The following is a 12727-nucleotide window of genomic DNA, read 5'->3' as shown; positions in this document are numbered from 1 at the left end:
GCGCTTGCGCGGCGGGATTCCGCTCCTCAGGGGCGCCCCCCCTTCTCCCTTCCTGATCCGATACCGACATGACGCCGCCGCTCCGGGATGCTTCCCATCTCATTCGCCGCCTCAATCCTCACTGCACGCGCGCACTCGAAGCCGCGGCGAATCTGTGCCAGACCCGGCTCGCGGACGAAATCGCGGTCGAGCACTGGGTGCTGAAGCTGATCGAAGCCGACGACGGCGACATTCCCGCGCTGCTGCGCCACTACGACCTCGACATCGACGCCGTGTGGGATGCGATGATCGACGTGATCGAGCGCATGCCACGCACGTTGCGCGGCATGCCGGCGCTGTCGCGGCAACTCGCCACGGTGCTGGAGGATGCGTGGGCGCATGCGACGGCCGACGATCCCGACGACTCGATTCGTTCCGGGCACCTGCTGCAAGCGATCGTCGACGCCCCTCATGTGCTGCGCACCCAGCGTGCGTGGCCGCTGCTGTCCGTCTCCAGCGCACAGATTCGTCGCGTGCTGCCCCGGCTCGGGCGGCGCTCGTGCGAAAACGCGGTTGATGAACCCGTCTCGGCACGCGAATCCGACTCCACCGGCGATCTACCCGTAGCTGGAACGCCGACATCGGCCGCCGCGGCGCAACCTGCCCCCCCGCGCGCGATCGAGCACGACGCACTCGCGCGCTTCACCCTCGACATCACCGAAAAGGCGCGCCGCGGCGAGATCGACCCCGTCTTCGGACGCGACCGCGAAATCCGGCAGATGATCGACGTGCTCGCGCGCCGCCGCAAGAACAATCCGATCCTGGTTGGCGAACCGGGCGTCGGCAAGACCGCGCTTGTCGAAGGGCTCGCCTTGCGCGTGATCGACGGCGGCGTGCCGGAAACGATTCGCGGCACACGCATCCTGACGCTCGATCTCGGCTTGCTGCAGGCCGGCGCCGGCGTAAAGGGCGAATTCGAGCAACGGCTGAAGAACGTGATCGACGAGGTGCGAGCTTCGACGACACCGATCCTGCTGTTCATCGACGAGGCGCACACGTTGATCGGTGCCGGTAACGCGGCAGGCGCCGCCGATGCCGCCAACCTGCTCAAGCCGGCGCTCGCACGCGGCGAGTTGCGCACGATCGCGGCCACCACGTGGGCCGAATACAAGCAATACTTCGAACGCGATGCGGCGCTCGAACGGCGCTTCCAGGTCGTCAAGGTCGACGAGCCGGACGACGAAGCCGCCTGCCTGATGCTGCGCGGGCTCGCCAGCCGCTATGCGGCCCATCACGATGTTCACATCCGCGACGAGGCGATCGTCGCGGCCGTCCGCCTGTCGCGCCGCTACATTCCGGCGCGCCAGTTGCCGGACAAGGCCGTGGATCTGATCGATACGGCAGCCGCGCGCGTGCGGATGGCACTCGACGTCCTGCCGGCGGAACTGCAACAGGCGCATGCCGCGCTGGCGGCGCTCGAGCTGGAACGCGCGGCGCTCGATGCGGACGCCCGCGCAGGCATCGCCGGCATCGCGGAACGCCGTGTCGCGATCGATACGGAGCACGACGCGATGCGCGACACCGCCGACACGCTGCTCGGTCAATACGCACGCGAGCGCGAACTCGTCGATGCAGTGCGCACGCTTCGTGGTGCGGCCGACCCCGCGCCTGATCCGGCGGACGTGATCAAGGCGATCGACGCACTGGCGAGCGCTCAAGGAAAGTCTCCGATGATCTCGCCCGACGTCGACGCACAATCGATCGCGCGCGTCGTCGCCGAATGGACGGGCGTACCGGTCGGCAATCTCGTCGAGGACGAACTGCGGAGCCTGCTCGCGCTCGAGTCCACGCTCGCGACACGCGTGGTCGGACAGGACGATGCGATCGGTGCATTGGCGGAGAGCCTGCGCACCGCCAAGGCCGGCCTGAAAAGCGAGCACGCGCCGCTCGGCGTATTCCTGCTCACCGGGCCGTCCGGCGTCGGCAAGACCGAGACGGCGCTCGCGCTCGCCGACGTGCTGTTCGGCGGCACCGCGGCGCTGACGACGATCAATCTGTCGGAGTACCAGGAAGCGCACACGGTATCGCAGCTCAAGGGTTCGCCACCCGGCTATGTCGGTTACGGACGCGGCGGCGTGCTGACCGAAGCCGTGCGTCAGCGTCCGTACAGCGTCGTGCTGCTGGACGAAGTGGAGAAGGCGCATCGCGACGTGCTCGATATTTTCTATCAGGTGTTCGATCGCGGCACGATGCGCGACGGCGAAGGGCGCGAGATCGATTTCCGCAACTGCGTGATCGTGATGACGTCCAATCTCGGCAGTGCGCAGATAGACGACGCGACGGCCGAGAACGCGTCGATCACTCAGGTCGCGTTGCGTGAAGCCATTCATCCGCAGCTGGTCGCGCATTTTCAGCCGGCGCTGCTCGCACGCTTTCAGACGCTCGTCTATCGGCCGCTCGATATCGCGTCGCTTGCATCGATCGTACGGATCAAACTGGACAAGATTGCCGAACGCCTGCATCGGCAACACGCCGTCACGCTCACTTGCGACGACGATCTGATCGAATCGATCGCGCAGCACTGCGTGTCACGGGAATCCGGCGCACGCGGTGTCGATGCATTCCTGAACCAGCGTGTACTGCCCGTCGTGTCCCGTGAGCTGCTTGGCCGGATGGCAACGGGTGTCACGCCGCGACACATCGTGCTGTCGACCGGCGTTGAAGGTGCGTTGACGATCGATTTCGTCGACGCCCCGGCCACGACCGATAACCGCATCGAGCAACCGAACCACCGATGACCGCCGGCCCCTCCCTCTACGACATGCTGCTCGGCCAGATCGGCGGCGAGCCGATCGGCGCCTACGACGACCGGACGCTCGAATGCCTGAGCGTGCAGCAGAACGTGCGCCGCATTCTCAATACGCGGGCCGGTGCGCTCAAGCACCTGCCCGACTACGGATTGCCCGACCTCACGAACATCTACAAGGCATTGCCCGCGTCGGCGCATCTGCTCAAGCAGCAGATGGAAGCCACGCTACTGAAGTACGAGCCGCGCATCCGTTCGATCGACGTCGCGATCGTCGACAACCGCGATCCCGGCATCCTGGTCAGCTTCGAAATGACATGCCACCTGAAGAACACGGGACTCGTGCGCTTCGGCACCTACTTCGAACCGCCGGGCCGCCTGCGCATCGAGCGGCGCATCGACCGGCCGTGATCGCACACCGTCACTGCTCGTGCGCGAGGTGCGCGGCAAATCCCGCCTTCTCCGGCGCGATCCCGGCCTTCAGCGTCAGCGCCGGAATCTCGTAGTCCCCCGCATTCTGCTGCCGGAACGGAATCGGCCGTGCGGTCCACAGTTCGTCGAGACGCTTGCCGAGCGCCGCACGCGTTTCCTCGAAGCGCGTGTCGTTCATCCGCCCCGTCCGGTAGATCACGAACGGCGGCAGCACGTCGAACCCCGGGTAATACAAAATCCCGTGCTGGATCGGAAACAGCACGTCGTCGATCGGCCCGTTGATGCCGCGCGCGCTGTAGTGCGACTCCCAACCGCCCGTCGTGACGATCACCATCGCACGCTTGCCCGCCAGCGAGCCCTCGCCGTAACGGTCGCCCCAATGCTGGTCGGAATGCTCGCCAACACCGTACGCGAAGCCGTACGCATACACCCGCTCGACCCAGCCCTTCATGATCGCCGGCATCGAGAACCACCACAGCGGAAACTGCAGGATCACCGCGTCGGCCCACTTCAGCTTGTCCTGTTCGCGCGCGATGTCGTCGCGCTGCGTGCCCGTCTCGAACGCACGCTTCGAATCGAGCGCGGGATCGAAGCGCGCGTCGGGCGCACGGTCGGTCACGTCATGCGCGTCGAACGCGGCCTTCCAGTTCATCGCGTACAGATCGGTAACCTGCACGGCATGGCCAGCTGCTTCGAGATACTCGACCGCGAAGTCCCGCAACGCGCCGTTCAGCGAACGCGGTTCGGGATGGGCATAGACGATCAGCACATTCATGTTCACTACTCCGTTGATTGAATGACTGCAGGATGCCGTCGCCAACGGTATATTGGAAATGAATTCCCGATATCCCAGGTATAGCCATGAACAATCTCAGACGACTGGACCTGAACCTGCTGGTCACGCTCGACGTGCTGCTCGCCGAGCACAACGTCACGCGGGCGGCTGAAAAACTGAACATGTCGCAGCCGTCGGTCAGCGTGCAGTTGCAGAAACTGCGCGATCTGTTCGGCGATCCGCTGCTGCTGCCGGGGCCGCGCGGGATGCGGCCGACCGCCCGCGCCGAAACGCTGCGCGAGCCGCTGCGGGACGCGCTCGATGCGCTCGAGCGGGCGGTGCTGACGGCCACGCCGTTCGATCCGGCGACCGCGACGAACACGTGGCGCGTGGCCGCGACCGACTACGGCGAATCGACGATCGTGCTGCCCGCGCTGAACACGCTGCGCTCGGCCGCCCCCGCTACGCGGCTCGCCGTCGTCGAACTCGTGCCGCCGCGCATCGAGCAGGACGCGGAGCGCAACGGCATCGACCTGGCCTTCCATACGAGCGAAGGGTCGCCGGACGGCATGCGGCGCCTGCCGCTGTTCGTCGAGCGATACGTGCTCGTCGGTCGCGCCGGTCATCCGAAGCTGAAGCGGCGCCCCACGCTCGCGCAGTTCGGCGCGCTGGAACATGTGATCGTGTCGCCCGACGGCGGCGGCTTCTTCGGCGTGACGGACGACGCGCTCGCGAAAGCGGGCGCTGCGCGGCGTGTCGTGCTGTCGGTTCCGCATTTCCTGTTCGTGATGTCGGCCGTCGCCAGCACCGATCTCGTCGCGATGCTGCCCGAGCGGCTGGTCCGCAACATACCCGCATTACGCGTCGTGGAAGCGCCGGTCGAAGTCCCCGGCTACGAGATGTCGATGCTGTGGCACGAGCGCGTGCATCGCGATCCCGCGCATCGATGGCTGCGCGAGACGATCGCCGCGTCGGTATGAATCTTTCGCGGTACGGACGCAACCGCACCTTCCCCCTCGTCCGAAACGGGCCGCGGCACACGCGTATTCATTCAGCACTTGAAACCGCCTCGAACACTGTATATATTTACAGTGCTTTTGCACCATTTGACCCGAATTCCGTCACCCATGACGGACGGACTTTTGTGAGGCGACCATGTTCCAGTCATCCGCATTCGATCCCGAGCAACCCGGCTTCAACCCTGGCCACTTCGAGCGCGCCGCGCAGCGCGCGGTCGTCGATCTGCAGCGTGTCGTCGGCGGCCCTGCGCAGCGCGCGCTCGGCCTGCGACGACGCACGCATCCGGCCGCCGTCCGCACGATGAGCTGGCAGGCGCTGCTGAACGTCGAGGAACTCGCGTTCTCGAACGCCGGTTTCCTGAGCCGCAACGATCCGACCGTCGTCGACGCGTTCATCCGCCTGCGCGACAGCCGGCTGGTCGCGGCGGACGTCGAGGAGCCGGTCGACTGGCGTCGCGACGACGACGACCTGCCGGCCGTCTACCTGATCGTCAAGGCGATGCTGGAAGCGGAAGAGGAGGAACGGGTCGAAGCGGCCTGACACACGCGGGCCGGTGGCGGATGGCCGTGTGCGGGGATCCCGTCGCGTGGTGACGCGGCACATCGATTCGACGTGCTCAACCGCCCTGTGGAATCACGGAGCGGAAAACCGCGAGCCGTCGCGCAGGCAGACCACCGCCGCGCGACGCACACCGCCCCGGCACCCGAAACGATTCCCCGTCACAGCCGCGCGGCAAGCCGCGAACCCTGATCGATCGCACGCTTCGCATCGAGTTCGGCCGCAAGCTCCGCGCCGCCGATCAGATGCACCGATCGTCCGGCTGCCTGCAGCGGCACCAGCAGCGCGCGCTGCGGTTCCTGCCCCGCGCACAGCACGATCGTGTCGGCTTCGATCAGTTCGTGATCGGTGCGCTGTTCGCCGTACGACACGTGCAACCCGCGCGCATCGATCAGTTCGTAGTTCACGCCGCCGATCATCTTCACCTGCTTCATCTTCAGCGTCGCGCGGTGAATCCAGCCGGTCGTCTTGCCGAGCCCCTTGCCGAGCGGCGCGGCCTTGCGTTGCAGCAGCGTCACTTCGCGCGCGGGCGGCCCGACCTGCGCACGCGTCACGCCGCCGCGCGTCGCGGCCGGATCGGTCACGCCCCACTCCGCTTTCCACTCTTCCAGATCGAGCGTCGGCGACGCGCCGTCCTGCACCAGATACTCGGCGACATCGAAGCCGATGCCGCCCGCGCCGATCACCGCGACACGCCGGCCGACCGGCTGCCTGCCGGCGAGCACGTCGATATAGCTGAGCACGTTCGGCCCGTCTTGCCCGGGAATCTTCGGGTCGCGCGGCGCGACGCCGGTGGCGAGCACGATCTCGTCATAGCCGCCCGCGATCAGGTCGCTCGCGGCGACGCGGCGGTTCAGATGCAGGTTCACGCCGGTCAGCTCGACCTGGCGGCCGAAGTAACGCAGCGCTTCATCGAACTCTTCCTTGCCCGGGATCCGCTTCGCCATGTTGAACTGGCCGCCGATCTCCGCGGCCGCGTCGAACAGGTCGACGTGGTGGCCGCGCTGCGCGAGCACGGTCGAGCATGCGAGCCCGGCCGGCCCTGCCCCGACGACCGCGATGCGCTTCGGCTGCTGCACCCGCGCGTAGACCAGCTCCGTCTCGTGGCAGGCGCGCGGGTTCAGCAGGCATGACGCGATCTTGTTCTTGAACGCGTGGTCGAGACACGCCTGGTTGCAGCCGATGCAGGTGTTGATCTCGTCGGCGCGGCCCTGCGCGGCCTTGACGACGAACTCGGCATCCGCGAGCAGCGGACGCGCCATCGACACCATGTCCGCGCAGCCGTCCGCGAGAATCTGCTCGGCCACTTCGGGCCGGTTGATCCGGTTGGTCGTCACGAGCGGGATGCCGACCTCGCCCTTCATCTTCCTGGTCACCCATGCGAACGCGCCGCGCGGCACCGACGTCGCGATCGTCGGCACGCGCGCCTCGTGCCAGCCGATCCCCGTGTTGATGATGGTCGCGCCCGCGCGCTCGACGGCCTTCGCAAGCTGCACGGTCTCGCGCCAGTCGCTGCCGTCCGGAATCAGGTCGAGCATCGACAGCCGGTAGATCAGGATGAAGTCACGCCCGACCGCTTCGCGCGTGCGCTCGATGATCTCGATCGGCAGGCGGATGCGGTTTTCATACGAGCCGCCCCACTGGTCGCCGCGCTTGTTCGTATGCATCGAGATGAACTGGTTGATCAGGTAGCCCTCGGAGCCCATGATCTCGACGCCGTCGTAGCCGGCCTCGCGCGCGAGCTGCGCGCAGCGGACGAACGCCCGGATCTGCCGCTCGACGCCGCGCGCGCTGAGTTCATGCGGCGCGAACGGCGAGATCGGCGACTTGATCTTCGACGGCGCGACCGCGAACGGGTGGTAGCCGTAGCGGCCGGTATGCAGGATCTGCAGCGCGATCTTGCCGTCGTCCGCATGCACGGCGTCGGTGATCACGCGATGGCGCCGCGCGCCGGCGGACGTCATCAGCGTGCCGCCGAACGGCTTGGTCCAGCCGGCCACGTTCGGCGCGAAGCCGCCGGTCACGATCAGGCCGACGCCGCCGCGCGCCCGTTCGGCGAAATAGTCGGCGAGCCGCGGCAGCGTCTTGCGGCTGTCCTCGAGGCCCGTGTGCATCGAGCCCATCAGCACGCGATTCTTCAGCGTGGTGAAGCCGAGATCGAGCGGTGCGAGCAGGTGCGGAAAGGGGGTCGTCATGATGAGTCTGCCGGTAAGCGATGGGTGTCATCGTAGGCGCGCGCCGCCTTGAACGTGAGGGGGCAAACAGCCATAATGCTTGTCATTTCCGGCCAAATCGACATGACCTCCCCGTCACGCAAGGATCACCTCGGGCTGCGCCGACCGACGATTCCGGTCGCCTATCCGCGCCTGCTGCTGCAGGCGCTGGCCGCGCGCGGCGTCGATCTGGCCGCGGTGCGCGCCGGCACCGGGCTGCGCGACGCGGTATTGGCCGAACCGGACGCACGCGTCGCGCCGTCGCAATGGGGCCGGCTCGTGCTGAATGCGATCGGGATCGGCGGCGATCCGGGCATCGGGCTCGCATTCGGGCTGCTGCTGAAGCCGACCGTGCACGGCTTCCTCGGCTATGCGACGCTGACCGCGCTGGACATCCGCGACGCGCTGATGGTCACGCAGCGCTACTTCCGGATGCGCAATCGCCAATATCGTCTGACCTACGCGGAGGACGAACACGGCGCAACGCTCGAACTGCACGGCGTGCAGGCGAGCCCCGTGCTGCAGCATCACGTGATGTTCGAGTTCGTGCTGACCGGGCTCGCGCAAAATATCTCGCAATGGTCCGGGCGCGCGTCGCCGCCGATCGCGCTGCGCTTCGCGTGGCCGGAGCCCGGCTATTTCGCGCGTTATCGCGACCAGTTGCCGCCGGTCGAATTCGGCTGCGCGGCGAATGCGCTGTGGATCGCGCGCGACGTGCTCGACTGGCCGCTACCGCTCGCCGACGAAGTCGCACACCGGCAGGCACTCGTGCAGGTCGAGCGCGAGTATGCGCAGGTGCGTCAGGAGGAAGGCGATCTGGTCGAGCGCGTGCGCGCGGAACTGGCGCGCACGGCCGGCGACTATTCGAGCCCGGAGGCGCTCGCCGACGCGCTGCTCGTGTCGACGCGCACGTTGCGGCGCCGGCTCGAGGAAGCCGGGTCGAGCTACCGGCAACTGCTCGACGAAGCGCGGTTTCGCGATGCGAAGCAGTTGCTCGCGGCCTCGGATCTCGACCTGAAGACGATCGCCGAGCGGCTGCAATTCACCGACCCGGCGAATTTCACGCGGGCGTTTCGACGGTGGGCCGGGCAGACGCCAAGCGCATACCGGGACGCGGCCGGCAATCCGGCACGCGAGTAAGCCGGAAAGTCAGCCGCCGACGTCGATCCGCGCGCCGCCATCGCCTTCGTGTGCCTCGATCCGCACTTCGCCCGTCGCCGCGACAATCGCGTCATACACATCGTCCGTCACGCAGACCACCGGCACCGCGATCGCATAGAGCTCCGCCGCCACGATCGCGCCGATCGAGATGATCAGGTCGCGCTCCTTCAGCACGATCCCGACCGGCCCCGTGCCGTTGCGCACCGCTTCCGCGAGCACGCTGCTGCTCGAACTCGAACCCTTCGCGTGCGGCATCACCATGATCCGGCCGGCCAGGCTCGCGCCGGCCTGCGGATGCCCGCGATCGACGATTCGCCCCGCGCCCGAGTCGTAGCCGCCCCAGAAGCTGAGCGGCTTGTCGAGCACGATCGTGTTCGCGCATGCGCTGCCCGGCACGAGCGTGTCGCCCGTCAGTTGCCCCGTCGTTGCATCAGTCATCGAATCGCACCTTTCCTTCGAACGCGGAGCGCACGCACTCGCGCATGCTGCCGTATGCGACCGTGACGCCAATGTTCGCGGGCGCATACGACGCCCACTTCCCCGAGTTGGTCATCACCAGGCCCGACAGCTGTTTCATCACCGGCGTGATGTACGTGCAGGTGTCGACGACGATCTGGACGCCGCGCGCATCGAATTTGCCGGCGAGCCCGAGCTCGCCCAGCTCCCACAGGATGAAGCGGCTCGTGTTCACGTAGAAATCGCACTTCGGCTTGCCGTCGAACTGATCGAGCAGCGCATCGAGCGTGCGGAATTCGGCCAGCGAAAAATGCGGCGTGCCGAGCGCGACCGCGACGAGCGCGTCGCCGGCCGCGCCATGATTCAGCGTGCGGCGGATCTCGTCGAGGTCGGCCATCGCGACATCGACCGTTCGCTGCGCCGCCTGCCCGTGCAACGCGGCGTCGAGCGTCGGCGCCTCCGGTGTGACGCCCACCGCATGGAACAGCGCGACGGCCCCGCTCGATGCGGCGGCCGCGCCGAGCGCCTTGAGTTCGTCCTCGGTGGTGTCCGCGGGCAGCCCGACGATCGCGGGGACGATCGCGCCCGCGATCCTGCCGATCAGCAACCCGAGCGCCGCGAAATAGATATCGCGCGACGGCCGGTTACCGAAGTCCGGCGCGTTGAATACGATCCGCGCCGCGCGATTCGATTCGACGTGCAGGCCCGCATACGGCGCACGCCCGGTGATCGCGGCGGCCAAATCGAGAAAGTCGCCATAGCGGCTGGTACGCGCACCGAGCACCGAATTCGCGAACACGATTGCATTGGATTCGGCCCACGCGATCTGCTCGCCCACGCGCGGACGATGCTTCAGCTGATACGGCGCGCACGTGAAGCTCGATTCGCAGCCGAGCTGCAGGTGCGCCTCCATCAGCCGCCGCGCGTCGCGCTCGATCGTGCGATCGCCGTGATACAGCTCGGGATGAATCAGGTCGAGCGACCCGACGTTCAGCGTGGTCGGCACCGCAACTTGCGCGCCGGTGTCGACGAAATACTCGACGAAGTCGAGGCTCGTCTGGCCGTGGTAAAGGCAGCCGTCGATATGCGCGGACGTGATGTCGATCAGGTGCGGCGCAGACATGACCTCGGCCGTGCGCGTGACGATCCGCATCGCGCGCGCGACGCCGTCGCCGAATGCGCCGCGCAACATCGCATCGTCGCGCTCGCTCAACTGCAGCATGGGGGTGCTCCTCGTGTCTCGTCCGGCGGGCCCGGATCGCTTTTGTCATACTACCGCGCGTTGCGGCTATCGCTGCGCCGTCAGGCTGAACAGTTCGTCGCGCAGCGCCTTGGCACGGTCGCGGCCGAACTGCGTGTCGAACTCGTCCTGCGCGGCCTGCCACGCGATTTTCGCCTGCGCATAGGTGCGCTCGCCGAGCTTCGTCAGGCTGAGCGCGTGCGCGCGGGCGTCATGCTCGGACGCGGCCGCGGCGACGAAGCCGTCGCGCTGCAGCGGCTTGAGCGCGCGCAACAGCGTCGTGCGGTCCATCACCAGCGTATCGGCAAGCTCGCTCATCACGAGGCCCGGCCGGCGCGACAGGTTCGCCATGATCGAGAACTGCGCGGGCGTGACCCCGACGGGGGCCAGATGCCGCTCGTAGAGTTGCGTGACGAAGCGCGCCGCCTGACGCAGCGCGAGGCAATTGCAGGCCTGGGCGATCTGGATATCGTTCATGATCGGCAATTTATATGTGCATATGCATAAAGTCAATGTACACTCCGCCGTAACATGGCCGGGCCGGCCGCTTGCACTGCGCCGCCATCGCCGCGAGGAGACGAACATGGACTACATCGACAAGCTGCGGATCTTCCGGTCGGTGGTGGAAATGCGCAGCTTCACGCGCGCCGCCGACATGCACGGCCTCGCGCGGCCGGTCGTGTCGCGGGCGGTCGCGGATCTCGAGGCACGCTTCGGCAGCCGCCTGCTGCACCGGACCACGCGCCAGGTCTCGCTGACCGAAACCGCCGAGCGCATCTACGAGCGCTGCGCGGCCGTGCTCGACGAACTCGACTCGCTGGAAGCGCAGGCGCAGTCGCACACGCGCGAACCCGAGGGGCTGCTGCGGCTCGTCGCGCACACGACGGCCGCGCTGAACCGGCTCGTGCCGCTGATCGCCGGCTTCAAGGCCGCGCATCCGAAGGTGCGCCTCGACGTCACGCTGACCGAGCGCCCGGTCGACCTCGTCGGCGAAGGCTACGACATCGGCATCGTCGTGCCGTACATGCTGACGAGCGAGACGACCGTGGTGCGCCTGGTCGAACGCATTCCGGTGGTGATCGTCGCGACGCCCGCGTATCTGCGCGCGCATCCGCGCCCCGAGACGCCGGCCGCGCTCGCCGAGCATGCGTTCGTGCCGCTGTCGCCGTCGCTGCGCCGCCCCGCGCTGTCGTTCCGCGTCGACGGCGACACGCTGACCGTGCCATTGAGCTTCGACGTCTCGTCGAACAGCCCCGTCTTCAACCGCGAAATGGTGATGCACGACTTCGGCATCGGCGTCGTGCCGAGAACGCTCGTCGAGGCCGAACTCGCGTCGGGCGCGCTCGTGCAGCTGCTCGAAGGCGCCGATCTGGTCGACGCGTTCGTGGAGATCAAGCTCGCTTACGCGAACCGCGCGCTGCTGCCCGCGAAGGTCAAGGCGTTCATCGACTACACGGCCGCGTACTGCGACCGCGAAGGCCGGATTGTTCCGGCCGCCGCCTGACTTGGCGCGAAAACGCGCCGTCCGGGCGCCGATTGGTACAGCCACGACACCAATCTGATCCCGCGCCGCCGCTCGCTTCAGCCCGCCTCGCCACCTAATATGTGCACATGCACACGACCACCCTCACCGATGACGATTGCTTCGCGATCCGGCAGGCCGCGCGGCGAATCTCGCAGTTCTACGAGCGCTATCTGTCGCGGGCGGGCGTCACGCCGTCGCAGTACAGCATTCTCGCGCTGCTGCGGGAGCGCCCGGGCCTGACGATGGCGACGCTGTCGGCGGTGCTGGTGATCGAGCGCACGGCGCTCCTGCGCGCGCTCAAGCCGCTGATCGGCGCGGCGCTCGTGGCGGGCCGGATGGAGCCGCGTTGCCGCCGCCAGACGTTCGCGCTGACCGAGCACGGCGAAGCCAGGATCGCCGACGCGCATGTGCACTGGCTCGCCGCGCAGCAAGCGTTCGAGCAGCGGTTCGGGTCGGCCCAGGCGGCCCGCCTCAGAGACGAATTGTTTCGGATCACGCACAACCTGCCGGAGCGCTAGCCTCTTTCCCGATCGATGCAACGTCGTCGATCGTTTTGATAAGT

12 protein-coding genes are annotated in these 12727 nt (G+C 67.4%); 7 read left to right on the top strand and 5 right to left on the bottom strand.

What is annotated here, in order from left to right; all coding sequences use genetic code 11:
- Positions 1-68 precede the first annotated feature (68 nt).
- The gene (gene tssH, locus ACP26O_RS25325) at positions 69-2777 is read left to right on the top strand and encodes a type VI secretion system ATPase TssH (RefSeq protein ID WP_175663217.1); all 2709 of its coding nucleotides are present in this window, start codon (positions 69-71) and stop codon (positions 2775-2777) included.
- Positions 2774-3196 carry a type VI secretion system baseplate subunit TssE gene (tssE, locus tag ACP26O_RS25320; protein WP_175663218.1) on the top strand — a complete coding sequence of 141 codons (423 nt, stop codon included), beginning with the start codon at positions 2774-2776 and terminating at the stop codon, positions 3194-3196. Before tssH ends, tssE begins: the two co-directional genes overlap by 4 nt.
- A 10-nt stretch (positions 3197-3206) precedes the next feature.
- Here tssE and ACP26O_RS25315 read toward each other — a convergent pair whose 3' ends face one another.
- Positions 3207-3992 (bottom strand): NAD(P)H-dependent oxidoreductase, encoded by a 786-nt coding sequence (locus ACP26O_RS25315; protein WP_175663219.1) that lies wholly within the window; start codon positions 3990-3992, stop codon positions 3207-3209.
- An 86-nt stretch (positions 3993-4078) separates the two neighbouring features.
- Here ACP26O_RS25315 and ACP26O_RS25310 point away from each other — a divergent pair, with 86 nt between their 5' ends.
- The gene (locus ACP26O_RS25310) at positions 4079-4972 is read left to right on the top strand and encodes a LysR family transcriptional regulator (protein WP_175655180.1); all 894 of its coding nucleotides are present in this window, start codon (positions 4079-4081) and stop codon (positions 4970-4972) included.
- Positions 4973-5147: 175 nt separating this feature from the next.
- Complete coding sequence (locus ACP26O_RS25305) at positions 5148-5552, top strand: DUF2471 family protein (RefSeq protein WP_175663220.1); 405 nt, start codon at positions 5148-5150, stop codon at positions 5550-5552.
- A gap of 179 nt (positions 5553-5731) precedes the next feature.
- Here ACP26O_RS25305 and ACP26O_RS25300 read toward each other — a convergent pair whose 3' ends face one another.
- On the bottom strand, positions 5732-7765 hold the full coding sequence (locus tag ACP26O_RS25300) for an NADPH-dependent 2,4-dienoyl-CoA reductase (RefSeq protein ID WP_175663221.1): 2034 nt from the start codon (positions 7763-7765) through the stop codon (positions 5732-5734).
- 75 nt (positions 7766-7840) lie between these two features.
- On the opposite strand from ACP26O_RS25300, the gene ACP26O_RS25295 reads away from it, so the two are divergent.
- Positions 7841-8923 carry a helix-turn-helix transcriptional regulator gene (locus ACP26O_RS25295; protein ID WP_175663222.1) on the top strand — a complete coding sequence of 361 codons (1083 nt, stop codon included), beginning with the start codon at positions 7841-7843 and terminating at the stop codon, positions 8921-8923.
- Positions 8924-8932: 9 nt separating this feature from the next.
- Here ACP26O_RS25295 and ACP26O_RS25290 read toward each other — a convergent pair whose 3' ends face one another.
- The 3 genes from ACP26O_RS25290 to ACP26O_RS25280 form a co-directional block, all read right to left on the bottom strand.
- A complete protein-coding gene (locus ACP26O_RS25290; protein ID WP_175663223.1) occupies positions 8933-9382 on the bottom strand; it encodes an aconitase X swivel domain-containing protein in 450 nt (149 codons plus the stop codon).
- Complete coding sequence (locus ACP26O_RS25285) at positions 9375-10622, bottom strand: aconitase X (RefSeq protein WP_175663224.1); 1248 nt, start codon at positions 10620-10622, stop codon at positions 9375-9377. The genes ACP26O_RS25290 and ACP26O_RS25285 overlap by 8 nt, the downstream gene beginning before the upstream one ends.
- A gap of 66 nt (positions 10623-10688) precedes the next feature.
- Positions 10689-11117, bottom strand: coding sequence for a MarR family winged helix-turn-helix transcriptional regulator (locus ACP26O_RS25280; RefSeq protein WP_126226683.1), 429 nt, complete (start codon positions 11115-11117; stop codon positions 10689-10691).
- Positions 11118-11223: 106 nt separating this feature from the next.
- On the opposite strand from ACP26O_RS25280, the gene ACP26O_RS25275 reads away from it, so the two are divergent.
- Both ACP26O_RS25275 and ACP26O_RS25270 read left to right on the top strand, forming a co-directional pair.
- Entirely contained in the window at positions 11224-12144 is a 921-nt protein-coding gene (locus ACP26O_RS25275; RefSeq protein ID WP_175663225.1) for a LysR family transcriptional regulator, read from the top strand.
- A gap of 107 nt (positions 12145-12251) precedes the next feature.
- On the top strand, positions 12252-12683 hold the full coding sequence (locus ACP26O_RS25270; RefSeq protein ID WP_175663226.1) for a MarR family winged helix-turn-helix transcriptional regulator: 432 nt from the start codon (positions 12252-12254) through the stop codon (positions 12681-12683).
- Positions 12684-12727: the final 44 nt, after the last annotated feature.

Source organism: Burkholderia sp. R-40, assembly GCF_049942845.1.
Taxonomy (GTDB): Bacteria; Pseudomonadota; Gammaproteobacteria; order Burkholderiales; family Burkholderiaceae; genus Burkholderia; species Burkholderia ambifaria.
The sequence above is the reverse complement of the archived record's forward strand: the minus strand, read 5'-3'. Positions and strand labels throughout refer to the sequence as shown.